Genomic DNA, 25,050 nt, shown 5'->3' on the forward strand with positions numbered 1-25,050 from the left:
CGCCCGAAGCAGGTTACCCGCCGGTCATCACCGGAGCCCATGACATACGCACCGGGACCAATCTACAGGGTGCCCACCCGGCGCCGACCGGCTGTCACCCGAGTGCGGACGATCACGTCCACGCCACGGCGATGATCACATTGAGAATGCCCAGACCACCGGCGACGTGGGCGAGGGTCGCGGTCGAGCCGGGGTTCTGCTTCTCCTTCTTCATGCCGACGATCGCGACGACGAGGATGGCGAGGGCGACCAGCAGCTTGATGCCGATCTTCATGTGGTCGAGGTCCGCGTCGTTCGCTTCGTTCAGTCCGACCAGCGCCAGACCCGAGACGACCTGCAGGATGGCGCCGTGCAGCATGCCCGCGACGACACGCGGATCCTTGATGACCGCGAGCCACGAGCCGATGATGCCGGCGAGACCGATGAAGTGCAGGATCAGGAAGATCTTGATAGCGATGTCCATGGGCGCAATCCGACCATTCGGGACGGGGACTGTCCAGTTAGGCGACACTCATGGTGTGCCCTGGATCACGCCTGGTCGCGGTACCAGTCGAGCAGGTCGGGTTCGTCGATCGCGGTGCGGTCGACGACGCGGCCGGGATCGGCTCCCTGCAGGATTCGTTTGAGCGGCACCTCGAGTTTCTTTCCGGTGCGGGTGTGCGGTACGCCGGGTGCGGCGACGATCTCGTCCGGTACGTGCCGCGGGGAGGCGTGTTCGCGCACGGCCGTGCGGATACGTTCCTTCAGATCTTCGGTGAGTGCGGCGCCGTCGGCAAGGACGACGAACAGCGGCATGCGGTACGTGCCGTCGGGTTGTTCGATGCCGAGGACGAGCGACTCGACGACCTCGGGCAGGTTCTCCACGGCCTGGTAGATATCGGCACTGCCCATCCGCACACCGTGGCGGTTGAGGGTGGAGTCGGACCTGCCGTGCATCTCGAAGGTTCCGCGCTCGGTGATCGTGATCCAGTCGCCGTGGCGCCACACGCCCGGATAGACGGAGAAGTAGGCGTCGCGGTAGCGACTGCCGTCCGGGTCGTTCCAGAACCGCACGGGCATGGACGGCATGGGGACGGTCACCACGAGTTCTCCGACCTCTCCGCGCACCGGCCGGCCCCCTTCGTCGAACGCGTCGACGGCCACACCGAGGCAGGGCACCGAGATCTCCCCCGGCCACACGGGCACCGTGGGGACGGCGCCGACGAAGGCCGTCACGACGTCGGTCCCGCCGGAGATCGACATCACCTGCACGTGCTCGCCGGCGTTGTCCGACAGCCACGCCGACGACGAGGCGGGCAGCGTCGCCCCGGTGACCCCGACCGCGCGGAGGGCCGACAGATCGTGGTCCGCCTGCGGGACGACACCGGCCTTGATACACGCCAGCACGTAGCCGGGGCTCGTCCCCAGCACCGTGACGTGTTCGTCGGCGGCGACCCGCCACAGGCGGTCGACCTCGGGGTGGGACGGGGCGCCGTCGTAGGTGACGACGGTGCACCCCACGAGCAGCCCCGACAGCAGGAAGTTCCACATCATCCAACTCGGGCCGGTGTACCAGAAGAAGCGGTCGCCGGGTCGGAGATCGAGGTGCAGCGACAACGCCTTCAGGTGCTCGAGCAGCACACCACCGTGGCCGTGCACCAAGCCTTTCGGTGGGCCGGTGGTGCCGGAGGAGAAGACCACCCACAACGGATGGTCGAAGGGAACGGGCAGGGGTTCGAGAGCGGCGTCGCCGGAGACGGCGTCCCGCCAGTCCAGAACGGTCCCGGTCTGCCCGGACGTGTCGAACCCGGACGTGTCGAACGATGTCCCACCCTCCGACACGACGACCGTCAGGGCGAGGCCGGGCATCGCGGCGCGGAGTACGTCCACCTCGTCGACGCGGTCGTACCGGCGACCTGCATACCGGTAACCGGTCGCCGTGACGAGTGCTCGTGGTTCGAGCCGGCCCAGACGGTCGATCGCCGCGGGTGCGGCGTAGTCCTGTCCGCATCCGGCCCAGACCGCACCGATACTCGCCGTGGCGAGCAGGGCGACGATCGCTTCGGGGATGTTGGGCAGGTAACCGACGACACGATCACCCTCCCCCACCCCGTGCGCGCGGAGCGTCGCGGCGAGCGCGGCCGTCCGGCGTTCGAGTTCGGACCAGCAGACCTCGCGGCGGTGTCCCTCCTCGTCGAGGTGGACGACGGCGGCCTCGTCGGGCGGACGCTCACGGAAGACGTACTCGGCGAAGTTCAGTCGCGCTCCCGGGAACCACACGGCGCCGGGCATGGAGGCGTCCGCGAGAGCAGGGCCGGGGTCGGTGTGGGAGACGACGTCGAAGGCGTCCCACACGGCCTGCCAGAATGCGCCGGGCTCGTCGACGGACCACTGCCACAACGCCCGGTAGCCGGGCAGGTCGAGCCCGTGTCTGCCCTCCACGAACCGGGTGAACCCGGTGACGTTCGCCTCCTCGACGTCGACGTCGCTCGGGATCCATTGCGGTTCCACCACTGTTCACCTCCCCGTCCGGGACCACCTCTGCGCACGTGGTCCGGGAGCGCATCCAGGCACGGCCGGAGGCTCCGCCCGGACCGGCCGAGGACCGTCGTGCACGGGCGACTGCCGGTACACGACGTTCGCGGCGTCCGAGCGGAGCCCCGCGCGACGACTCGCGGCTATCGCCGCTCGCGCGTCGCAGACGTGTAGATGAGGGTGAGCACCACAGCGACGGCGATGGAGATGATCCAGCGGATCCAGTCGATGCCGGAGGTGTTCTCGTTACCTTCGGACGAGATCAGACCCCAGATCCAGTAACCGATCAGCGCACCGATGATGCCGATGACGATGGTGATGAGCATCCCCATCGCCTGCTTACCGGGGATCACCAACCGGGCGAGGATACCGATGACTGCGCCGAAGATGATCGTGCCGATGATCTGTCCCATGGTGAGCCTCTCTGTTCGGCGCCGCACCCGGGGCGGCGCAACCTCGACGACCATGTACCCCATCAGTGTCGATCATGAACGTCTCACACGAGGCGGATTCGACGTGCCTTTCGAGTGAACATCCTTCTCCGGCAGGGCCGTGGTCTCACCGGCCCCCGTCCGCTCGTGTCGCCTCGAGCAAGGTGATCGCCTGCTCGCGCATCTCCACCTTGCGGACCTTCCCGGTCACCGTCATCGGGAACTCCTCGACCACGTGCACATAGCGCGGGATCTTGTAGTGGGCGAGCTTTCCGGTGCAGAACGTCCGGAGCGAATCGGCATCGAGCGGTTCGGCGCCCTCGCGCATCCGGATCCACGCCATGAGTTCCTCGCCGTACTTCGTGTCGGGCACGCCGACTACCTGGGCGTCGAGGATGTCCGGATGGGTGTAGAGGAATTCCTCGATCTCGCGGGGATAGATGTTCTCGCCTCCCCTGATGACCATGTCCTTGATCCGGCCGGTCACCGAGACGTACCCGTCCTCGTCCATGACGCCGATGTCACCGGTGTGCATCCATCGGCCCGCGTCGATCGCCTCGGCGGTCTTGTCGGGCTGATCCCAGTAGCCGAGCATCACCGAATAGCCGCGAGTGCACAGTTCACCGGGCTCCCCCCGCGGCACGGTCAGCCCGGTGACCGGGTCGACGATCTTGACCTCGAGATGCGGGCCGACACGCCCGACGGTACTCACCCGCCGTTCGATGCTGTCGTCGCTGCGGGTCTGCGTGGACACCGGCGAGGTCTCGGTCATGCCGTAGCAGATGGAGACCTCGCTCATGCCCATCCGGTCGATCACCTGCTTCATCACCTCCACCGGACACGGCGATCCCGCCATGATTCCGGTCCGCAGACTCGACAGGTCGTAGTTCTCGAATCCGGGGTCGGCCAGTTCGGCGATGAACATCGTCGGCACCCCGTACAGCGACGTGCACTTCTCCGCGGCGACCGCACCGAGCGTCGCGGCGGGGTCGAATCCCGGCGCCGGCAACACGATGGTCGCGCCGTGACTCGTGCACGCGAGGTTGCCCATCGTCATCCCGAAGCAGTGGTACAGCGGCACGGGAATACACACGCGGTCGTGTTCGGTGTAGTGGCACAGCTCGCCGACGAAGAAACCGTTGTTGAGCACGTTGTGGTGACTGAGAGTGGCGCCCTTGGGGAAACCGGTGGTGCCCGAGGTGTACTGGATGTTGATGGGATCGTCGGGCGACAGGGCCGCCTGGGCCGCGTCGAGCGATGCCCGGTCCTCGGCGAGCGCAGCGCGACCGGTGTCGACGAGGTCGTCCCACCGCGGCGAGTCGAGGAGGACGACGTCCTCGAGATCGGGACAGTTGGGCCGGACGGTCTCGATCATCTGCGCGTAGTCGGAGGTCTTGAACGTCGGGGCGGAGACCAGCATCCGAATGCCCGCCTGCTCGAGCACGTACTGCAGCTCGTGCGACCGGTAGGCGGGATTGATGTTGACGAGGATCGCTCCGATCTTCGCCGTCGCGTACTGCACGAGCACCCACTGCCAGCAGTTGGGCGCCCAGATGCCGACGCGGTCGCCCTTGACGATGCCCGATCGCAGCATGCCGAGCGCGAGCACGTCGACATCCTCGACGAATTCGGTGTAACTCCAGCGCTTTCCGGCGGCGGAATCGACAAGCGCCTCACGGTCGCCGAAGCGGGCGGCGGTGCGGTCGAGGTTGTCGCCGATGGTGTCGCCGAGCAACGGGACATCCCAGGCACCCTGGGTGTAGCTCGGCAGACGGTCGACGTCGAGGCCGGACATCGCATTCTCCTTCTCGAGACGGGGATACGGCTGTGGTGGCGGTCGTCGGGCTGCTGCCGGACGACCGCCACCGGGGGGTGGATCGGTGGGGCGGTGGATCAGAGGGCCCGGTCGCGGGTCTCCACGAGCGCCGCGGTGCAGACCAGGCTCACGAGGCCGATTCCGGCCAGCATGATCCCGATCGCGATGCCGCCGTAGGAGGCGGCGAGCGGGGCGGCGATCATCGGCGGGATGGCGCCGCCGAGGACACCGGCGAAGTTGTAGCCGAGACCGGCACCGGTGTAGCGGTAGCGGGTCGCGAACATCTCGGGCAGCAGTGCTCCGCACGGCCCGTAGGCGACACCGAAGATCGCGAGGGTGATCATCATTCCGAGCACGAACGCGATCGGTGAACCGGTGTCGAGGAGCGGGAACAACACCAGTGCCCAGACCACGGAGAACGCGCACGAGACCATGATGACCTTCCGGCGCCCGACGCGGTCGGAATACAGCGCGGACAGCACGATCGCGAGACCGAACACCAGCGACGAGGCGATACCCACCATGAGGACGAACGGCCGGTCGAACCCGAGCTTCGAGGTTGCGTAGCTGGTCAGGTAGGCCGTGCCCATGTAGAAGAAGGCGAACATGATGGCCAGCGCACCGCCGGCGAGGAAGATCTCCTTGGCCTGGTAGCGCAGCGCGTCGAGGAAGGGCAGCCGGCGCGGGGCCTGGGCCTCCGCGCCCGGGGTGTTACGACGGGCTTCCTGTTCTGTACGGAGGCGAGCCTCCTGATCTGCGCGGAAGACGGGGGTTTCTTCGATGGCGAGGCGCATGTAGAGGCCGATGCCCACCAGAACGATGCTGAGCAGGAACGGGATCCGCCAGCCGTAGTTCAGGAAGGCGTCGTTGGTGTCGCCGAGGGCGAGACCGGTGAACAGGAAGGTGCCGCTCGACAGTGCGAAGGCGATGGCGGGACCGAGCTGCGGGAACATCGCATACAGACCGCGTTGACCCGGTGGCGCGTATTCGGCGGTGAGCAGCGTCGCGCCGGCCCACTCGCCGCCCACGGCGAATCCTTGTGCGAAGCGCAACAGCACGAGGATGATCGGGGCGGCGACACCGATGGTCTCGGCGCCGGGCAGAAGACCGATGAGCAGCGTGGAGATGCCCATCAGCAGCAGCGTGGAGATGAGTGTCTTCTTGCGGCCGATGCGATCGCCGAAGTGCCCGAACAGCATTGCACCCACGGGGCGGGCGATGAACGCGACCGCGAAGGTCGCGAAGGAGGCGACGGTACCCGCGGTCGATCCGAGCGCCGGGAAGAAGACCGTCGGGAAGACGAGCGCGGCAGCGGTGCCGTAGATGAAGAAGTCGTAGAACTCGATCGTCGTGCCCATGCAACTGGCCACGGCGACGCGCCGGATACCGGGCCCGTCCTTCTTCTGCCCCGCGCGGCGGGGCGCGGATGAGTCGGGACGGGAACGTCCCACCGGTCCGGCGACGGGGGGTTCGGCAGCCCCCGGGGTCGACACACTGGTCACGTGAGTCCTCCGTTGTCCGTTCGAACCGCGGGCGTGGTCGCCTCCGCGGATGAACGAAACGTAGTGATTCCGGTCACCCCTTCACCACCCCCGGAAGGGGGTGGGGGTGACCGGCATCACATAGTATGCCGAACGAACGACATTGTCAGCGTCCGGCGGCGCCCGCGATCTCCCGGCGCATCTCGCTCCACACGGAGGCGTAGGAGTCGATGTTGGCCGCGGTGGCCCACGCGAGCGAGCCGCTCTTGATCTTCTCCAGTGCCTCGGCGAACAGATCCTGGTAGCGCGACAGTCGCGGCACGAACGCCGATACGTCGTCGAACAGGCTCTGCGCCTGCCGGTCGAGGGCGATGAGGCCGTCGACGAATCCGTCGGAGTCCGCGTTCTCGAGGAGCGTGGCCAGTTCCTCGTCGAGGGGGAGGAACCGGTCGTAGAGATCCGAGATCGAATCCTCGTCGATGGAGACCCGCTCCGCGTCGAGCTGGTCGTTCAGCTCGGAGGAGCCCTTGTCGGTGAGACTGATGCCGCCGTCGTTCTCCGCGGCCTTGCCCTGCTCGAGGAGCGCGGTCACCGCGGCCTGGCCGGCCGCCACCGAGACACCGAGGTGCGCGGCGAGCACCTCTGCCGTGACCTGCTTCTTCAGACGCACCGTCTGCAGCAGTGCCAGTTCGTCCACGTTGCCTGCGAAGGCCATCGCCCACTCCTCGCCGCACCCACCGGGCGCCCACATCGTCATCCGGAATCCGGACGGATTCCGTCCCGATTCTGACGCACCCGGGCAGCCGGCCGGGGAGTCACCCTCCTCGGCGGGATCTCGAGGTCGGACGAGCGTGGATCACGGGGACAGGCCGGGCACCGGACACGCGTCGGCGGCCTCGGCGACCACGGTCGGCGTATCGGACGCGGCGGGCTGGTCACCGGCCTCCCGGTCGCGGCCGGTCCGCGGCCGGTCGGTTTCGAGAAGCGCCAGTTCGTCGGGGGTGAACGCGCGCCCCCTGCTGAGGAAACGCACTCCCTCCGGGCTCTCGAGACTGAACCCGGAGCCGCGTCCGGGCACCACGTCGAGGACGAGACAGGTGTGCTTCCACGCCTCGAACTGCGAGCCGGAGATCCACACCGGCACAGCGTCGGCACCGACCGGCCGATCGGCGCGGGTCTCTCCCGCCCCGAGACGCAGATCGAGGACTCCGAGGAGGACGTCACGGTCGCCGACGAGGAACTCACCGTCGGGATAACACATCGGCGCGGAGCCGTCGCAGCATCCGCCGGACTGGTGCATCATGAGCGGTCCGGTGCGCTGCGCGAGGCGGCGCAGCAGTGCGACGGCGTCGACGGTCGCCACGAGGCGTGGGACGGTCACAGACATGCCCTTTCCGTTGGGGTGCACGGTGCTCGGTGCGTATGGCGACGGCGCCTGCCACGTCGTGCGGACGTGACAGGCGCCGAAGTGTGCATCAGAAGAAGCCCTGTGCCTTGGGAGCGTAGGACACCAGGAGGTTCTTCGTCTGCTGGTAGTGGTCGAGCATCATGTGGTGGTTCTCGCGGCCGATGCCGGACTGCTTGTACCCACCGAAGGCCGCGTGCGCGGGGTACTGGTGGTAGGTGTTCGTCCACACCCGGCCGGCCTGGATGGCGCGACCGGCACGGTAGGCGACACCACCGTCGCGGGACCAGACGCCGGCACCGAGACCGTAAAGGGTGTCGTTGGCGATCGAGATCGCGTCGTCGAAATCACCGAAGGACGTCACGGACACGACCGGGCCGAAGATCTCCTCCTGGAAGATGCGCATCGTGTTGTCGCCCTGGAAGATCGTCGGCTGCACGTAGTAGCCGCCCGAGAGGTCGCCGCCGAGATCGGCGCGCTCACCACCGGTGATGACCTTGGCACCCTCGCTCTTGCCGATCTCGATGTACGACAGGATCTTCTCGAGCTGATCGTTCGACGCCTGGGCGCCGATCATCGTGTCGGTGTCGAGCGGGTCGCCCTGGCGGACGGCCTTGGTACGGACCGCGGCAAGCGAGAGGAAGTCGTCGAAGATGTCCTGCTGGATCAGTGCACGAGACGGGCACGTGCACACCTCGCCCTGGTTGAGGGCGAACATCGTGAAGCCTTCGAGGGCCTTGTCCTGGTAGTCGTCGTTCGCCGACAGCACATCGGAGAAGAAGATGTTGGGGCTCTTGCCGCCGAGCTCGAGGGTCACCGGGATCAGGTTCTGCGAGGCGTACTGCATGATCAGCCGGCCCGTGGTGGTCTCACCGGTGAACGCGATCTTGCGGATGCGCGGGCTCGATGCGAGAGGCTTGCCGGCTTCGACACCGAAACCGTTGACGATGTTGATCACCCCGGGCGGCAGCAGGTCGCCGATGATCGAGATCAGGTGCAGGATCGACGCCGGGGTCTGCTCGGCCGGCTTGAGGACGACGGCGTTGCCGGCGGCCAGGGCGGGTGCCAGCTTCCACACGGCCATGAGGATCGGGAAGTTCCACGGGATGATCTGGCCGACGACACCGAGCGGCTCGTGGAAGTGGTAAGCGACCGTCTCGGAGTCGATCTCGGAGATCGACCCTTCTTGCGCGCGAATAGCTCCCGCGAAGTAACGGAAGTGGTCGATCGCGAGCGGGATGTCGGCGTTGAGAGTCTCGCGGATGGGCTTGCCGTTGTCCCACGACTCGGCGAGGGCGATCGATTCGAGGTTCTCCTCGATGCGGTCGGCGATCTTGTTGAGGATCAGCGCGCGTTCGGCGGGCGACGTCCTGCCCCAGGCCGGTGCGGCGGCATGGGCAGCGTCGAGCGCGAGTTCGATGTCTTCCTCGGTGCCGCGAGCGACCTCGGTGAACACCTGGCCGGTGACGGGGGTGACGTTCTCGAAGTACTCCCCCTTCACAGGCGGCACCCACTGGCCGCCGATCCAGTTGTCGTACCGGGACTGGAACGACATGAGGGCGTCGGGCGAACCGGGACGGGCGTACACGGTCATGTGCATCTCCTGCAGCGTCGAGCGGTCGGTATGTGATCCGGAACACTACGGACGCGAGGGTTGCAACTACGTTGCGAGCAGCCTGTCCAATCGGGTCACTGTGGCGTCGACCTGCGCGAAGCGGGGTGATCGAGGATCGATCGAGGCCCGGTAGGCCGCCCACGCGGTGATGTCCTCGCGGCCGTGGACGGACGAGGTCCACTGCGCGAGCAGGTGCTCGTCTCCGCAGCGCAGCAGTGCGGCCCGCACCCCCGTGCGGAGTTCGTCGCGGATCTCCTCGACGCCCGGCGCCACCGAGCCGGGCAGGATCTCCCCGGCGCACAGACGCACCGCCGAGGCCACGTCGCCGCGGTCGAGCGCGCGGCGCACATCCGCGACGTCGGTGTCGAGCACGGTCAGCAACCGGTAGGGCCGTGAGCCGAGATGTTCCGCCCCGAGCACCTTGCGCAGACGCGACATCTCGGCGCGGATGGTCACCGAGTCCAGCTCGTTCTCGTCGAGCAGCACCGCGAGCCGGTCGGAACTCAGGCCCTCGGGATGATCGGCGAGGATCAGCAGGATCTCGGCGTGCCTGCGGGACAGGCCGACCCGTTCGCCCCCGCGGTGCAGGGCGGGACGCCCGGTGCCGATGGTCTCGATGCGCGGCGTCGCCGAGGGGAGCAGCGGGCGGCCGCTGAGGGCGTGGAGCCGCAGCTCGGCTTCTGCCGCAGCGACCGTGGCGCGGACGAGCTGCAGGACCTCGGGGGCGGCGACGCGGTGCCCGCCGGTGATGTCGATGGCACCGAGGATCCGTCCGCTGGTGGGGTCGTGCACCGGAGCGGCCGAACAACTCCATTCGTGCACCGTGCGGTTGAAATGTTCGGCGCCGAAGATCTGTACCGAATGATCCACGGCGAGAGCGGTTCCCGGCGCGTTGGTGCCGACGCGGTCCTCGCTCCAGTCGGCTCCTTCGACGAAGCTCATCGACAGGGCGCGGTCGCGGGCGGCGTGATCGCCCTCGACCCACAGCAGCCGGCCCTGCCCGTCGGTGATCGCGACCAGCAGTCCGCTGTCGGCGGCGTCCTCGACGAGGAGTTTGCGCACCACCGGGCGGATCAACGACATCGGGTGACCGGCGCGGTACTCCTCGAGTTCGCGCCCGTCGAGCAGCGCGGGTTGTTCGACGACGTCGGGATCGATGCCGCGCTGCAGGCTCCGGCTCCACGAGTCGCGGACCACCGAGCGCACCCCGTCGAGCCGATCCGTGCCGCGTGCGGAGACGAACGTGCCGTGCGCGCGCAGCACCGCACGTGCGTGCGCGGCCACGTCCGCTCCCGGACCCAGTGCCACCCAGGGGTTGGTCGTCGCGATTCCACGATCCGTCATGTACGGGCGCCTCCTCCCCCGCCACTGTAGTCGGGATCACACCGGATACGGCAGTCCGACCTTCGCAGCGGTCGCGACGCGATGGGCGAGCATCACCGCGGTCGCGTGCGGTCCCCGTCTCGGTGCCTGCGGAAACACCGAGGTGTCGACGACGCTCAGCCGGTCGGTCCCGCGCACGCGGCACCACTCGTCGACCACGGCGTTCTCGTCGTCGCCCATCCGGCAGGTGCCGGACAGATGCAGCGACGTTCCGAGCCTGCCGTTGCCGGCGTCCACGCTGCCGGTCTCGACGACACCGGCGACGCCTGCGAGCAGATCGGTCGCGAGCCGGACACCCTCCTCCAGGGTCGTCCGGTCGGCCGGGTCCGTCAGGTACCGGTAGTCGAGCAGCGGTGGGCGCCTGGGGTCGCGTTCGTCGAGCACGATGCGTCCGCGGCTGCGCGGGCGGGTCAGGACGACGCCGAGGACCGGATCCGGAACGCCGCTGCCGGGGATCGCCGCGCCGAAAGACGCGGTGTACGGACGCACTTCGAGGTTCTCGGTGTGCAGGACCGTCTCGAGCAGCACCGTGTGCGGCGGGAGACCCGGGCGGAACCGGTACGGGACGGTGAACTCCGGATGGTCGGAGAATTCGCGGCCCACCCCGGGAAGGTCGTGCAGCGGGTCGATGCCGAGCCGTCGCAGTTCGTCGGCCGGGCCGATGCCGGAGAGCATCAGCAACTGGGGAGATCTCACCGCGCCCGCGGCGACGATCACGTGCCCGGCCGAGACCGTGCGCGGTCCGTCGGGTCCGGCGATCTCGACACCCCTCGCGCGATCACCGGAGATCACGACGCGGGTCGCGGTCACCCCGCCGACGACCGTCAGATTCGGCCGGTCCAGGACAGGTTCCAGATACGCGAGGAACGGGCTCACCCTCGTCCCGTCGCGGACGTTCGACGGGACCGCGCCGACCCCGTCGGGTCCCGGAGCGTTGAGGTCGGCGACGGAAGCGAAACCGGCGCGTTCGGCGGCGTCGGCGAAGGCCCGCGAGAGCGGATGCATCCGGTCGCGCGGTACCCGGGCGACCGGAATCGGACCGGATGCCCCGTGGAGGTCGCCGGTGAAGTCCGCGTCGGTCTCCGTGGCCCGGAAGTACGGAAGCACCTGCTCGTAGGACCACGATGCGGGCCAGGACGCGAAGTCGGCCGGTCGCGCGCGCACGAAATAGGCGCCGTTGACCGCCCCGGATCCGCCGAGCACCCTGCCGCGCGTCACGGTCGCGTCGACGTCGGGGGTCAACCGTGCGGGAAAGCTCGTCGTCCACGGGCTTTCCGGACCCACCGGAAGGACGGCGGCGTCGCGGATCTCCTTCGGAACGGCGGACACCGATCCGAAGACCGCGCCCTCCTCGAGCATCAGCACGGTGCGGTCGGGATCGTCGCTGAGCCGGGCGGCGAGAACGCACCCGCAGCTACCACCCCCGACGATCACCACATCGGCGCGCGCCGGGATCATGTCACTTCCGGATGTCGGGTACGAGCGCCGACGCCGTACGGGCGTCGAACGCACCCTTCCACAACCCTGCTCCGTATGCGAGGTCGTCGAGGCGCTTGTAGAGCAGATAGCGGACAGGATCGAGCCCGCCGCTCTCGCGGTGCGCCTTCCAGTCCCAGATACCTTCGGCCACAGCGAAGGCCAGAACCGCACGGCGAACCTTGCGGGAGAACACCGCTGCGACGACCGTCACCGGCCAGTAGTGCCGGCACACCGCCGACGCCACCTGCCACAGACCACCGGCGAATCCCTGGGCGGTGAGCAGCGCGGCGATGCGGTCGGGCCGGTCGAGTCCGGAGAACATCCGCCGCAACCGCACGAAGGTGACCACCTGCGTCAGCACGGCTGCGATCACCCCGACGCGGGTGAAGGTCGCGATCGCGACACACGCGAGGAGCGTCCAGATCGACATCACCATCGGCGGGACGGAACCCGGATGCCGATCCGCGAGCGGGGCCGCACCGGTGCCGTAGAACGCCTTGCGTGTCAACCACGTCCGGAGACGGGTGCGATGGTCGTGCGCGACCCGCGAGATGGGTTCGTACCGCAACCGCCACCCCGCACCCTGCAGTCGCCGGCACAGATCGACGTCCTCGGCCACGTGCATCGTCTCGTCGAAACCACCGCAGGCGACGAGGGCGTCGCGACGTACGAGCAATGCCGCGCTCGGCACGTACGAGACGGGACCACCCGCGACGACCGCGGACTCCCGGCTGCCGAGATCGAGCGACGACCGTGCGTGCTCGTACTTCGCCAGTGCGCTGCTGTCGGGTTCGAGGGCCACGATGCGTGGCGCGACGAGAGCGACCGCAGGATCGGTGAAATGCCCCAGCGATCGTTCGAGCCAGCCCAGCTGCGGCACCACATCGGAATCGAGGAAGGCGACGAATTCCGTTGTCACCTCCTGCAGTCCGGTGTTGCGGGCCGCCGCCGGCCCGCGTGCGGTCTCGTGCCTGATCACCCGGACTCGACCGCGGGCCGGTGGCTCGACGGGCTTGTCGGATCCGTCGTCGACGACCACGACCTCGTGCCCTTCGACAGCGGCGAGCAGACGGGCGAGGCCCGGCGCATTGTCCTTGACCGGTACGACGACGGTGACGGCGGAACTGGGCGGCAGTTTCGTCGGGCGAGGATTCCCGATACCCGAGTCGAGCAGGCGTCGCGCGACCGCGGCACTCCGCGCGTCGACCACCTCGACGAAGTCCTCGTCGATCATGGCCGCGGCGGCGGGTGCGAGTGTCAGCATCCGCGTGGGTGACCCTCCGACGAGGACACGTCCTCCGGCGAAGCTGCGCACGCGAGCGTCGATCCGCACACCGAAACCGTCGGGGAGCCGGGTCGCCCGGGGCTGCGCCGCCTCCGGGGACGTCGCCTGTGGAGTAATCGCCCGACTCACCGAAGCCTTCCTTCCGTTCCCGGCTCCCACCGGGCGACCTGTGCACGCGCCCGCTCGACCAGACTCGCGAACAGACGCGCGCCGAGTTCTGCGGTGGCCTCGGTAGGGTCTCCCAGCACTCCGTTCGCGGACACCGAGACGATACCGGCTTCGCGCAATCGAGGCATCAGTGCGCCGATCGATTCCGTCGCTCCCACCGCCGCGCGGGCCATGTCGACCGTCCCGGGTGCCAGGTGCAGCATCAGACTCGTCTCGGTGACACCGGCGTGGGCGTCGGACGCGGGCACCGCGCACGGAAGCCAGGCAGCGTCGCGGCCCTCGTAGCGCAGGAGGCTCACCGCCTCGATCAGCGGATAGGCGTTGCCACCGTGCCCGTTGACGAAGACCACCCGTTTCGCCCACCGGCACACCGACCTGCCGTATTCGACGATCAGCGCCTTCGTCACCTCGGCACCGATCGACACGGTACCGGCGAAGCCTTCGTGCTCGCCGCTCGCCCCGTAGGGCAGAGGCGGCGCAAGGACCGTCTCGGGCAGCGCGGCGGCGACAGCGGCTGCGATCCGGGTGTCGGTGTCGAGGGGAAGATGCGGGCCGTGCTGTTCGAGCGCACCGACCGGGACGGCCACCGTCACCCGGCCGGGTTCGATGTCCGTCCAGTAGGCGTCGGCGAGCTCCCGCATCACCGCTCCGATGCTAAGGGTTTCGCGGGCGTGCACGAAACCCGGAGGTCCAGGCAGGCCCGCCCGGACGCCGGGACCGGATCGGTACGCTTTCCCGGTGCTGATCGAACCTCGTCCACTGGACGATCCGGACGTGCTGGCCCTCATCGGCGAAGTTCAGCTCGAATACGTGCGGAGATACGGCGGGCCCGACGACACCGGGCTGTTGCCGCACGAATTCCGGCCCCCGCGCGGCGTGTTCCTCCTGGCGCTGACCGACGGGGTCCCGGCCGGGATCGGCGGTTGGCGTGCTCCGGAGCCCTCACATCGAGGACTGCGCGACGGGGACGCCGAGATCAAGCGGATGTACGTGCGGGCGAACGCGCGGCGCCGCGGTGTGGCCGAACGGGTGCTGGGTGCGCTCGAACGGACCGCGACCGATGCCGGTCGCCGTCGCATGGTCCTCGAGACGGGGAGCGAGCAACCCGAGGCGATCGCGCTGTACGCGAAGGCCGGGTACGTACCGATGACCGAACGGTTCGGCCTCTACGCGCACTCGCCGACGGCGATGTACTACTACAAGGATCTGCCCCCGATCCGTCTGGCCACCGACGACGACCTGCCGGTGCTGCAGGAGATCGAACGCGCAGCGGGGAAGCCCTTCGCCGAGATCGGTATGACCTTCGTGGCCGACGACGATCCCCCGTCCGTCGAGGATCTGCGCGTCCATCGGGACGCGGGTCGCTGCTGGGTGTGGTTCGACGGAGACGGGCTCCCGGTCGCGTATCTCGCGGCCGACATCGTCGACGACGGCGTCCACATCGAGCAGGTGTCGGTGCATCCCGACCACGCGCGTCGCGGTATCGGTCGCATGCTGATCGAGCACGCCGCGGGGTGGGCGCGGGACGCCGGCTTCGGATCCCTGTCGCTGACGACCTACCGCGACGTGCCGTGGAACGGCCCGTACTACGCGCGTCTCGGCTTCCGCACCGTCGCGGACGATGCCCTCTCCCCCGCCCTCGCCCGGATCCGCGCGGAGGAACGGAAACACGGTCTCGACCGCTGGCCGCGGATCGTCATGCGCCGCGAAGTGGAGGCGTAGAAGCTAGAGCCCCCTGGCGACCCGGTCCCCCTCGACGATCGCGGCGTGCAGGCGGCGTGGCGTCACCGCGTCGCCCACGCGGATCACCCTCGCGCCGCATTCCGAGAGCTCGTGCCACAGCTCGTCGACGGGATCCTGATGGGTGGCGACGACGACCGCGTCCACCGTGAGCCTCGTCTGCTCGCCGGTCGCGTGGTGGACCAGGGTGACCTCGGCGCCGTCCGGCAGGTCCACGACACCGCCGAGGGCGACGCCGGTGAGTCGTTCGATCCGCTTCTCCCGGGCGCGGCGCAACCAGCCGTCGAGCTCGAGCGTCGGACCGAGATCCTGGCCCACGACCATCCCCGGCGTGCATACCGTCACCGCACATCCCCTGTCGGCCAGCAACTCGGCGACCGAGGTGGCCTGGTGGAAGCCGAGATCGTCGACGACGAGGACGCGTCCGGAGGGTGCGGCACGACCGGTGAGCACGTCGCGCACGTCGCTCACCCGTGCCGACGCGCCCGCCCGGTCGGGCCTGCGGGGGCGCGCTCCCGTCGCGACGATCACGACGTCGGGTGCCAGCGCGTGCAGTGTCGTGGCATCGGCGGTCGCGCCGGTGCGGATGTCCACTCCCCTGCGGCGGCACTCGGCGTCGAGGTGGGTCACCGCACCCAGCAGTTCGGCGCGGTGCGGCGCGGCGGCGGCCTCGCGGACCTGGCCGCCGGTGCGCCGGCCCCGCTCGAACAGGACCACCGAATGCCCTTGTGCAGCAGCAGTCGCCGCTGCCTGCAATCCCGCGGGTCCGCCGCCGACCACGACGACCCGTTGCGGTACGGCGGGCGCGGCGGAACCGTCGGATTCGTACCCGGCGTGAGCATTGACCGCGCACGCGATGGGACGGTTGAGCCCGACCCGTCCGATGCAGTCCTGATTGCAGCCGATGCACGGCCGTATCTCGTCGTCGCGTCCGGAGAGCGTCTTGTTCGCGAAGTCCGGGTCGGCGATCTGTGCGCGCACCGCGCCGACGAGATCGCACACTCCGTCGGCGAGCGCGGCGCCGACCTGGTCGGGGCGGGTGAAGCGCCCGACCCCGACGACCGGCAGCGACACCGCTGCCCGGATGGCGTCGGGGACGAACAGCGAGTAGCCGTGAGGGGTGGACATCGGGGCTTCGATCAGATGCAACGTCTCGGTCGCGACGCCCACGGACGTGTTGAGGTAGTCGACGTCGCCACTCGCCTCGAGCATCCGCGCGACCTGCACGGCGTCGTCGATACCGACACCGCCGTCGGTGCCGTCGTGACCCGTCAGTCGCACGCCCACGACACGGTCGCGCCCGACTGCCCGTCTCACGGCGGAGACGACCTCGAGCAGCAGACGCGCCCGCCCGGCGAGATCCCCGCCGTAGCGGTCGGCGCGACGGTTCGTCGCGGGTGCGAGGAAGGCACGCAGGACGGATGCCTGGGAACACTGGATCTCGACGCCGTCGAAGCCGGTCTCGGCACAGCGGCGGGCGACGTCGGCGTAGCCCGCGACAAGGTCGGCGATGTCGGATCTCGTCATCGGGCGCGGGACCTCGCGGAAGAGTGGGTCGGGTTCGGGGCTCGGAGCCCACAACGGTTGCCCGGTGTACATCGAGGTGCCCTGCGCGCCGTTGTGGTTGAGCTGCGCGAGGATCCGCGTGCCGTGCCGGTGCACGGCGTCGGTGAGACGGCGGTAACCGGTGACGACATCCGGATCCCAGCCGCGGATCAGCTTCTCGTAGGGACGATCCGAGGGGTGCACGGTGTGCTCCTCGGTGACGATCATCGACGCGCCGCCGCGTGCTCTGGCCTCGTAGTACGCGATGTGCCGGTCGGTGACGGTGCCGTCGACCGAGAAGTTGGTCAGGTGCGCAGGGAAGACGATGCGATTGCGCAGGGTGACCGGACCGATCCGCAACGACGCGTGCGGAACGGTTCCGGCACCCGTGCGCGACACCGTCAGACCTTCGAGTTGCCCTGGTCCACGGCCATCTGGCTGCCGGTGATCGTGGAGGCGCGATCGCTCGCGAGGAACAGGACGGCTTCGGAGATGTCGTCGGGATCGGCCGTCGGCTTGCCCTCGAGGATCGGAACGAAGTTCGGGCCCCACGAGGGATTCTTCTCGAACAGTTTCAGGACGCTGACGTCGGTGCCCATCGGGGTGTTCACGCCGTAGGGATGGATGGAGTTGACCCGGATGCGGTACGGGCCGAGTTCCTTGGCCGCCGCCTGGGTGACGCCGACGAGGCCGAACTTGGCTGCCGCGTAGTTGATCTGGCCGGGCATCGCCTTGAGACCGGAGACCGAACTGATGACGATGATCGATCCGCCGTTGCCGGCCTCGATCATGGCGGGGGTGGCGGCCTTGAGGGTTTTGAACACACCCGTCAGGTTGATGTCGATCAGTTCTTCGAACTGGTCGTCGGGCATCTCCCAGAAGCGGTTCCAGGTGCAGATGCCGGCGTTGGCGACGACCACGTCGAGCCGTCCGAACTGGGCGACACCCTCGTCGACGACGGCTTTCAACGCCGCGCTGTCGCGCACGTCCGCCACGCGGGCGAGGATCTTCCCACCGGCCTCCTCGACGAGCCGTACCGTCTCGCGGAGGTCGTCCGGGGTGGTCTGCTCGTAGGTGATGTATTCCGAGACCGGGCCCGCGATGTCGACGCCGATGACGGCTGCTCCCTCGCGGGCGAACCGGATGGCGTGGTTGCGGCCCTGCCCGCGTGCGATCCCGGTGATGAAGACGACCTTGCCGTCGAAATCTCCCATGTCGGCCCTTCCCGTCGACCCAGATTAGAACATGTTTCAGTGTGCCTCACGTTACAGCGTCACAGCCACCCGGTGTCCCTCCCGGATCGCGTCACGCATCGTCCTCGGGGCCACCCGATCCCCGATCGACCACACCCCCGGCCGCTCGGTCACTTCGCCCGGTAACAACGGTGCGCAATCGATCAGAACGGCATCCGAGACCGGCATGGTCTCCCCGGACACACGGTCGACGAGCACGACCCCCTCGGCGTCGACCGAACCGACCCGGCACCCGAGATGTCTCGTCACGCCCGCCCGCTGCAGCCGGACGTCGAAGGCGACGAGATCGCCGGTCGGCGCGAGACGTGATCCCGCGACGAGGTCGCCGGTCGCGTAGTGGACCTCCACACCGTCCTCCACGAGCCGATCGACCACGGCGCTCGCCACCGGCCCACCCGGCGGATCCCACACCACCGCTCGCTGTGCCGTCGGCGGGCGGGTCCCCGACAGCACCTCCGCGGCGGTCGCGTAGTTCTCGGGCACGGTCACAGGGAAGGACGGTGGACGCGGAATCCCGCCCGTGGCCTGCACGACCACACGTCCGCGAGCGAGCGCGTCCTCGATATCGGCGTCGCCGGCCTCGGTGCCGGTACGGATGTCGACACCGGACTCGCGGCACTGCTGTTCGAGCCAGTCGACGAGCGCCGGGAAGTCGGGGCGGCCGGGCGAGACCACGGCGGCCGTGCCGCCGATCCGATTCGTCGCCTCGACCAGGACGACACGGTGACCGCGTGTCGCCGCCACCCGCGCCGCTTCCAGACCGGCGGGCCCGGCACCCACCACGAGCACGTCGCGAGCGGTGGCCACCGGCCCGAAGAGTGCCCGGGTCTCGTCACCCACCTCCGGGTTCGCGATGCATCCCACGACCGGATTGTGGAAGTCGTCGACGAGGCACGCCTGGTTGCAGCGCACGCAGGGGCGTGGCCGGCGAGCACGACGGGCGGCTTCGACGAGGTCGGGGTCGGCGATCTGGGCGCGGGTCATCTCGACCAGATCACACGTACCGTCGTCGAGCGCGCGTTGCGCGTGCCCGACGTCGACGATGCTGCCCTGCAACACGATCGGGACCGCGCTACCGGCTACCTCCCGAATACGCCGACACACTTCGACGTTGAAGCCCGCAGGGGTGTGCGTGTCGGGCCGGTACGACTCGGGGGAGAACAATCCGCCACGCACGACGGTGAGCAGGTCGATCGCCGGGGCGATCGCGGGAACGTATCCGGCGGCGAGGTCGGGAGTGATGCCCGCCCACGGCGCGTTCTCGTCGCACGAGAGTCGCAGCGCAAGAACACGATCCGTGCCCATCTGCGAGCGGACCGCGACGATCACCTCGCGGAGCAGGCGCAGCCGGTCGTCACCGTATCCGTCGGCGCGGTGGTTGGTGAGTCCCGAGAGGAACTGCCGCAGCAGCGAAGTCGGGCCGACGTCGAGTTCCACCCCGTCCAGGTCCGCGGCCACGGCGACGGCGACGGCCCGGGCGAAGGACTCGACGAGTTCGGTGATCTCGTGCTCGGTCATCTCGACGGGGAGTTCGCGTGTCGCCGGATCCGGTACGCGCGAGGGCGCCCACAGTGGTGCCCGGGTCCACGCGCTCGAACCCTGGAGCCCGCGATGACCGAGGCCCGCGAGCACGAGCGCGCCGTGCGGACGGCAGGCGTCGACGATCCGCCGGTATCCGGCTCCGCAGTGTCCGGCGAGCGGCGCGCGTTCGTACGGGTGGTCGAGCGAGTGCACCGACGCCGTCTCCGTCACGACGATCCCGCACCCACCCCGAGCACGTCGCGCGTAGTACGCGACGTGCCGGTCCGAGAACGACCGGCCGTCACCGAGATTCGTGACGTGCGGACCGAAGATCACCCTCGACGGAGCGGTGCGTCCGGCGAGGGTGATCGGTTCGGTGAGCGCGGGGCCCATGTCGTCGGCTGTGTCAGATGCCGAGGTCGCGGCGGAAACCGTCCGGCACGAACACATCGTCCGGGGTCAACTCGTGGATCGAGTTCTTGCCCAACCCCATCAAGGCGGAACCGATACCCCCGGACAGGATGTCGAGGACGTTCTCCACCCCGGCCTGACCGTTCGCGGCCAGACCCCACAGATACGCGCGGCCGATGAGCACCGCCTTCGCACCGAGCGCGATCGCCTTGACGACATCGCTGCCGCGGCGGATACCTCCGTCGAGCAGCACCTCGACGTCCGTGCCCACCGCCTCGGCGATCGCCGGCAGCGCCCGGATCGGCGCCGGGGTGCCGTCGAGATTGTTGCCACCGTGGTTGGACACCGAGATCGCGGTGACCCCCGCATCGACGGCGCGCTTGGCGTCGTCGACCCGCATCACGCCCTTGAGCATGAAGGGCGCATCACCCCACTGCTCGCGCAGCCACGCCACATCCTCCCAGGTCGGCAACGGGGTGGTCATCCACTCGCCGTAGGCACCGAAGAAGGTCGGGGCCCGGCCGCCGGGCGGGGTCAGATTCGGGGTGGTCAGATCCGGCACGGCGCCGGTCTTCGCCCATTCGAGCAGCCATTTGGGGCGGATGATGCCCTCGGGCGCGAACTTGACCATCGCCTCGAGGTTCATGCGTTCGGGGATGGCGGGGCTGCCCCAGTCGCGGCCGTTGGAGAACGACCAGTCCAGGGTCATGATCAGGCCCTTGGCACCGGCGGCGCGGGCGCGTTCCATGCGCTGGACGAGCACTTCGCGGCTGCCGACCCAGTACATCTGGAAGAAGGTCTTGTCGTTGACCGCCGCGACCTCCTCGACGGATTTGGACGCGAACGAACTCAATCCCATCGCGGTGCCGCGCGCCGCGGCGGCACGGGCGACGGCGACTTCACCGTCGGGGTGCACGGCCTGCACGCCCGTCGGGGAGATCATCACCGGCAGCGACACATCCTGGCCCAGGATGGTCGTGGCCATCTCCCGCTTGTCGGACAGTCCGGCCACGTGGGGGGCGAAACCGAGTTCGCGGAAGGCGGCGGTGTTGTCGTCGACGGTCAGGCCGGCCTCGGAGCCGGCGACGAGTGCGCCGTAGACGGACTTGGGCAGACGCTTACGCGCGCGTTGCTGCGCGACCGCGACGGTCTCGAACCACGGGTCGGTCGCCCAGGGGTTCTTCAGCCAGGAGGGCTTGGCCATGACGAATCTCCTCGGAAATCTACAGGCCTGCGAGCGGGTTCTCGTCGCAGAACTTGGCGGGGGGCTTGGTGAGCAGGGTCAACGGCACCGGCGCGGCCGGAGTGCGCCGCTCGGCGCGCTTGCCGGTACGCGAGTGGTCGACACTCGACTGCGGCACGGTGCGCTCGGCTTCGAGCGCCGATTGCCCGTAGCCCTGCACACATTCGGGATCGGGTCCGTCCATCGGCAGACCGGTGAAGAACTTCGCGGCCATGCACCCCCCGCGGCACGAGTCGTAGAAGTTGCACGAGCTGCACGCCCCGGCCGACTGCGGTTCGCGCAGTTCGCGGAACAGCTCGGAGTTCGTCCACACCGAGGAGAACCCCCCGTCGGTGAGGATGTTGCCGGCGAGGAAATTCTCGTGGATCGCGAACGGGCACGCGTAGACGTCGCCGACCGGATCGATCAGGCACACCACCCGGCCCGCGCCGCACAGGTTCAGCCCGGGCAGCGAGCCGCCGCCCTCGCCGCCGAAAGCCGACAGGTGGAAGAACGAGTCGCCGGTCAGCACGCCTTCGCCGTGGGCGACGAGCCAATCGTAGAGCTGCCGCTGCTGCTCGTGGGTGGGATGCAGATCGTCCCACACGTCCACCGCACGGCCCGACGGGCGCAACCGGGTGATGCGCAGGGTGGCACCGTACTTGTCGGCGAGGGCCTTGAACTCGTCGAGCTGGTCGACGTTCTGGCGCGTGACGACCACGGAGATCTTCGCGTCGCGGAAACCGGCCTCGGACAGGTTCTCGAGCGCGCGTACGGCCATGGCGAACGAACCCGGCCCGCGCACGGCGTCGTTGACCTCGGCGGTGGCGCCGTCGAGGGAGATCTGCACATCGACATAGTCGGAGGCGGCGAGTCGTTCGGCGACCTTGCGGTCGATGCGCACCCCGTTGGTGGAGAACTTCACGCCCACCTGGTGATCGGTGGCGTAATCCACCAGTTCCCAGAAGTCCGAGCGCACCGTCGGTTCGCCACCGCCGATGTTGACGTAGAAGACCTGCATGCGCTGCAACTCGTCGATGATCGCCTTGCACTGCTCGGTCGACAGTTCCCGCGGGTCGCGTCTACCGGACGAGGACAGGCAGTGCACACACGAGAGGTTGCACGCGTAGGTCAGCTCCCAGGTCAGGCAGATCGGGGCGTCGAGACCCTTTTCGAACTGGTCGACGAGACGACCGACCTTCGGAGGGGTGGGGGTGGTGGGCGGTTCGAGCAGCGAAGTCATGGGCTGGTCCTTCGGGCGTCGGGCAGAAACGAGCGGCGTCAGGCAGGAACGATCATGTGCGAGTCGGCCAGGGTGCCGAGAGCACGCACGTAGGGCCGCTCGGCACTCTCGTCGATCCCGTGCGCGCGCAACGCTTCCCGCACCGAGGTGTGGTCTCCGAGGGATCGGACGATCTCGACGATGACGGTGTTCTTCAGGAACGACAATTTGCGGGTGCCGAAGTGGTAGAGCAACGCCCCGAACGGTTCGGGGCGAAGCGCTACCTGCGGGTGGAGCCGCCAGCCGGCACCCGGATCGAACGTTGCTGTGCCCACAGCGTCGGGGGACACGTCGGTGGCTCCGGGCGCGGTCATGTCAGTACACGCCGCACATGCCGTCGATGGAGACCTCCTCGACGAGAGACTCCTCGATCAGATCGGATTCGATCACTGCGTTGTCACGATCGGACATGTTTCCTCCTCGGATCTTCTCTCTCCGGAATCGGAGCCCGGCTTCACAGCGGGCTTGCTTTGTGAGCCGCTTCACCACTGTAATGGCATCGAGTGCAGAATGTCACTACGGGGAGAGGAACAATGACGCGCAGCCGACGGAAACCGTCCGCTCGGGTAGGTCGCCGCCCGTCCACGTCGAAGGAGGAGCTCGCTGCTCTCGGCATCGAACTGTTCATGGAGGTCGGATTCGACGAGACGAGCATCGACGACATCGCCGAGGCCGCCGGCATCGCCCGCCGCACCTTCTTCCGGTACTTCCCGTCGAAGAACGAGCTGGCCTGGGGAAACTTCGACGAACACCTCGCCGGCATGCGCGCGAGCCTCGAGACGATTCCCGAGGACGTCCCGCTCTCCGACGCGCTGACCACCGCCCTGCACGACTTCAACACCTTCCCCGACAGCGAGGCCGAACGGCACCGGGCACGGATGGGTCTCATCCTGCACACGCCCGCACTGCAGGGCTATTCGTCGGTGATGTACCAGGGGTGGAGGCGGGTCGTCGCCGAGTTCGTCGCCCGCCGCATCGGAGCCGGACCCGACGACCACATTCCTCGCACCGTCGGCTACCTGGTGCTCGGCGTCGCGATCTCCGCCTACGAGGCGTGGCTCGACGAACCCGCATCGGATCTGCACGAATTCCTGGCCGTCGGGATGGGGACACTGACCGCAGGCCTCGACTACAGTGACCCCCACTCCCCTTTCACGCCTCCGAAAAAGGTTGCGAAACAATGACCCTGCTCGATCCGCTCGCTCCCTGCAGCCCGGGTCTGTGGACACACGACCATGTGACGGTCGAACGCGTCACCGCCGGGCCGCTGAACGTCCGGCGCGAGGACGACCGACTCCACGTCACGCATTCCCTCACGGCCGAGCAGATCAGCGAGCGACTCGTCGCCGAGGTGACCGCCTCGATCCAGGACGCCGCCTTCGGCCAGGACGAGTTCGAACTGACGATGGTCGGACTCGTGCGTTCCACGGTGTCGGGCGCCCTCGACTCGTGGGTCACCTACTACCGCAACTCGCTCGACGAACTGCTCGACGGTACAGCCGATTTCGCGCCCATCCACGATCGTGCGGCCGAACTCGTGCGCGGGAGCGTGCTCGATCTGGGGTCGTGTTTCGGCTTCCTGCCGTTGCGGCTCGCTGCCGCCGGTACCGCGGTCACCGCCACCGACATCCTGCCCGGTACCATGCGCCTGCTCGATGCCGTCGCGCCGCGACTGGGTCTGCGCCTCGACACGCTCGTGTGCGACGCGGCGAACGTCCCGGTAGCCGACGACAGCGCCGACACCGTGACGGCCATCCATCTGCTCGAGCACGTCGACGACGCCGTGGGGGCCACGATCCTCGCCGAGGCGCTGCGGATCGCCAGGCAGCGGGTGGTCGTCGCGGTGCCGTTCGAGGACGAGGCGACGGCGTGCCACGGACACGTGCGCACCTTCGACCTGTCGGCGCTGGAGGAACTCGGACGCACCACGGGCCGGTCCTTCGAGGTGTTCGAATACCACGGTGGGTGGCTCGTCGTCGACTGATTCCGTCACCCATCCGCCTGCATCCCCGCGACGAATACCGGGTGTAGCCGGAAGGAGGTGGCACGATGAGCGAGAACGTCGAGAGCCACTTCAGCTGGACCTCACGTCGTGTCGTCCTCCCCCACTGCCCCGAGGACAGGAAGAAGGCCGGTTCGTCCGGCCTGGTGATGGACTGCCGGCCGATTCCCGAGCGACCGGACGTACGACTGCTCGTCTATCACGACGACACGGACGACTCCGATTACGACGCCGTAGCGATCGGGAAGACGGACGGCGCGAACGACATTCCGGTACTCACCACATCGGAGGAATGTCTTCTCGTCGCCGCGGCCCGGTCGAGGACCGACCCCGCGATCGTGCTTGCCGCACCGCCGGGCGACGATCGGGGTCGACGGATTCGGGAGGTCACCGGTCAGATTCTCCGAGGCGGGCCGCTCCTGTGCCTGCTGGTGTGCACCGGAGCGCTGTCGGTGCTGGTGCCGGTGCATTCCTCCGTCCCGGACGACCGCTGACGA

23 protein-coding genes are annotated in these 25,050 nt (G+C 68.7%); 4 read left to right on the forward strand and 19 right to left on the reverse strand.

What is annotated here, in order from left to right; translation table 11 throughout:
* Positions 1 to 112 precede the first annotated feature (112 nt).
* From PV766_RS14680 to mftE, 12 genes are all read right to left on the reverse strand, one after another.
* Positions 113 to 463 carry a hypothetical protein gene (locus tag PV766_RS14680; RefSeq protein WP_064062529.1) on the reverse strand — a complete coding sequence of 117 codons (351 nt, stop codon included), beginning with the start codon at positions 461 to 463 and terminating at the stop codon, positions 113 to 115.
* A gap of 65 nt (positions 464 to 528) precedes the next feature.
* Positions 529 to 2,490 carry an acetoacetate--CoA ligase gene (locus PV766_RS14685; RefSeq protein WP_421097289.1) on the reverse strand — a complete coding sequence of 654 codons (1,962 nt, stop codon included), beginning with the start codon at positions 2,488 to 2,490 and terminating at the stop codon, positions 529 to 531.
* Between the two features lie 167 nt (positions 2,491 to 2,657).
* Positions 2,658 to 2,927, reverse strand: a complete 270-nt coding sequence (locus PV766_RS14690) for a GlsB/YeaQ/YmgE family stress response membrane protein (RefSeq protein ID WP_016932945.1) — start codon at positions 2,925 to 2,927, stop codon at positions 2,658 to 2,660.
* Positions 2,928 to 3,072: 145 nt separating this feature from the next.
* Positions 3,073 to 4,740 carry an AMP-binding protein gene (locus PV766_RS14695; RefSeq protein ID WP_421097290.1) on the reverse strand — a complete coding sequence of 556 codons (1,668 nt, stop codon included), beginning with the start codon at positions 4,738 to 4,740 and terminating at the stop codon, positions 3,073 to 3,075.
* A gap of 98 nt (positions 4,741 to 4,838) precedes the next feature.
* Positions 4,839 to 6,146: an MFS transporter gene (locus PV766_RS14700; RefSeq protein ID WP_245207768.1), complete on the reverse strand. Its 1,308-nt coding sequence runs from the start codon at positions 6,144 to 6,146 to the stop codon at positions 4,839 to 4,841.
* 262 nt (positions 6,147 to 6,408) lie between these two features.
* The gene (locus PV766_RS14705) at positions 6,409 to 6,957 is read right to left on the reverse strand and encodes a hypothetical protein (RefSeq protein ID WP_421097355.1); all 549 of its coding nucleotides are present in this window, start codon (positions 6,955 to 6,957) and stop codon (positions 6,409 to 6,411) included.
* A 141-nt stretch (positions 6,958 to 7,098) separates the two neighbouring features.
* On the reverse strand, positions 7,099 to 7,629 hold the full coding sequence (locus tag PV766_RS14710) for a DUF779 domain-containing protein (protein ID WP_064062532.1): 531 nt from the start codon (positions 7,627 to 7,629) through the stop codon (positions 7,099 to 7,101).
* 88 nt (positions 7,630 to 7,717) lie between these two features.
* Positions 7,718 to 9,241, reverse strand: coding sequence for an aldehyde dehydrogenase (gene adh, locus PV766_RS14715; protein ID WP_026003462.1), 1,524 nt, complete (start codon positions 9,239 to 9,241; stop codon positions 7,718 to 7,720).
* Positions 9,242 to 9,307: 66 nt separating this feature from the next.
* Positions 9,308 to 10,606, reverse strand: a complete 1,299-nt coding sequence (locus PV766_RS14720; RefSeq protein WP_421097291.1) for a transcriptional regulator — start codon at positions 10,604 to 10,606, stop codon at positions 9,308 to 9,310.
* A gap of 36 nt (positions 10,607 to 10,642) precedes the next feature.
* Complete coding sequence (gene mftG, locus PV766_RS14725) at positions 10,643 to 12,103, reverse strand: mycofactocin system GMC family oxidoreductase MftG (protein WP_421097292.1); 1,461 nt, start codon at positions 12,101 to 12,103, stop codon at positions 10,643 to 10,645.
* Position 12,104: 1 nt separating this feature from the next.
* On the reverse strand, positions 12,105 to 13,538 hold the full coding sequence (gene mftF / locus PV766_RS14730) for a mycofactocin biosynthesis glycosyltransferase MftF (RefSeq protein WP_129978262.1): 1,434 nt from the start codon (positions 13,536 to 13,538) through the stop codon (positions 12,105 to 12,107).
* Positions 13,535 to 14,218, reverse strand: coding sequence for a mycofactocin biosynthesis peptidyl-dipeptidase MftE (gene mftE / locus PV766_RS14735; RefSeq protein WP_037222272.1), 684 nt, complete (start codon positions 14,216 to 14,218; stop codon positions 13,535 to 13,537). Before mftE ends, mftF begins: the two co-directional genes overlap by 4 nt.
* A gap of 97 nt (positions 14,219 to 14,315) precedes the next feature.
* On the opposite strand from mftE, the gene PV766_RS14740 reads away from it, so the two are divergent.
* Positions 14,316 to 15,299 (forward strand): GNAT family N-acetyltransferase, encoded by a 984-nt coding sequence (locus PV766_RS14740; protein ID WP_421097293.1) that lies wholly within the window; start codon positions 14,316 to 14,318, stop codon positions 15,297 to 15,299.
* Positions 15,300 to 15,302: 3 nt separating this feature from the next.
* Here PV766_RS14740 and PV766_RS14745 read toward each other — a convergent pair whose 3' ends face one another.
* The 7 genes from PV766_RS14745 to mftA are packed head-to-tail and all read right to left on the reverse strand — an operon-like array spanning position 15,303 to position 22,962.
* Positions 15,303 to 17,261: a mycofactocin system FadH/OYE family oxidoreductase 2 gene (locus PV766_RS14745; protein WP_129977320.1), complete on the reverse strand. Its 1,959-nt coding sequence runs from the start codon at positions 17,259 to 17,261 to the stop codon at positions 15,303 to 15,305.
* A 2-nt stretch (positions 17,262 to 17,263) separates the two neighbouring features.
* A complete protein-coding gene (locus PV766_RS14750; protein ID WP_064062537.1) occupies positions 17,264 to 18,076 on the reverse strand; it encodes a mycofactocin-coupled SDR family oxidoreductase in 813 nt (270 codons plus the stop codon).
* A 51-nt stretch (positions 18,077 to 18,127) separates the two neighbouring features.
* Positions 18,128 to 20,029, reverse strand: coding sequence for a mycofactocin system FadH/OYE family oxidoreductase 1 (locus PV766_RS14755; RefSeq protein ID WP_421097294.1), 1,902 nt, complete (start codon positions 20,027 to 20,029; stop codon positions 18,128 to 18,130).
* Positions 20,030 to 20,042: 13 nt separating this feature from the next.
* A complete protein-coding gene (mftD, locus tag PV766_RS14760) occupies positions 20,043 to 21,251 on the reverse strand; it encodes a pre-mycofactocin synthase MftD (protein WP_016932566.1) in 1,209 nt (402 codons plus the stop codon).
* 19 nt (positions 21,252 to 21,270) lie between these two features.
* Positions 21,271 to 22,512, reverse strand: coding sequence for a mycofactocin radical SAM maturase (gene mftC / locus PV766_RS14765; RefSeq protein WP_016932567.1), 1,242 nt, complete (start codon positions 22,510 to 22,512; stop codon positions 21,271 to 21,273).
* Positions 22,513 to 22,550: 38 nt separating this feature from the next.
* Positions 22,551 to 22,865 (reverse strand): mycofactocin biosynthesis chaperone MftB, encoded by a 315-nt coding sequence (gene mftB, locus PV766_RS14770; RefSeq protein ID WP_064062539.1) that lies wholly within the window; start codon positions 22,863 to 22,865, stop codon positions 22,551 to 22,553.
* 1 nt (position 22,866) lies between these two features.
* Entirely contained in the window at positions 22,867 to 22,962 is a 96-nt protein-coding gene (gene mftA, locus PV766_RS14775) for a mycofactocin precursor MftA (RefSeq protein ID WP_006553546.1), read from the reverse strand.
* Between the two features lie 122 nt (positions 22,963 to 23,084).
* On the opposite strand from mftA, the gene mftR reads away from it, so the two are divergent.
* From mftR to PV766_RS14790, 3 genes are all read left to right on the forward strand, one after another.
* A complete protein-coding gene (gene mftR, locus PV766_RS14780; RefSeq protein ID WP_064062540.1) occupies positions 23,085 to 23,735 on the forward strand; it encodes a mycofactocin system transcriptional regulator in 651 nt (216 codons plus the stop codon).
* Entirely contained in the window at positions 23,732 to 24,535 is an 804-nt protein-coding gene (gene mftM, locus PV766_RS14785) for a mycofactocin oligosaccharide methyltransferase MftM (protein WP_421097295.1), read from the forward strand. The genes mftR and mftM overlap by 4 nt, the downstream gene beginning before the upstream one ends.
* 65 nt (positions 24,536 to 24,600) lie before the next feature.
* Positions 24,601 to 25,047 (forward strand): hypothetical protein, encoded by a 447-nt coding sequence (locus PV766_RS14790; protein ID WP_016932571.1) that lies wholly within the window; start codon positions 24,601 to 24,603, stop codon positions 25,045 to 25,047.
* Positions 25,048 to 25,050: the final 3 nt, after the last annotated feature.

The organism is Rhodococcus sp. As11, assembly GCF_048957735.1.
Lineage (GTDB): Bacteria > Actinomycetota > Actinomycetes > Mycobacteriales > Mycobacteriaceae > Rhodococcus > Rhodococcus gordoniae.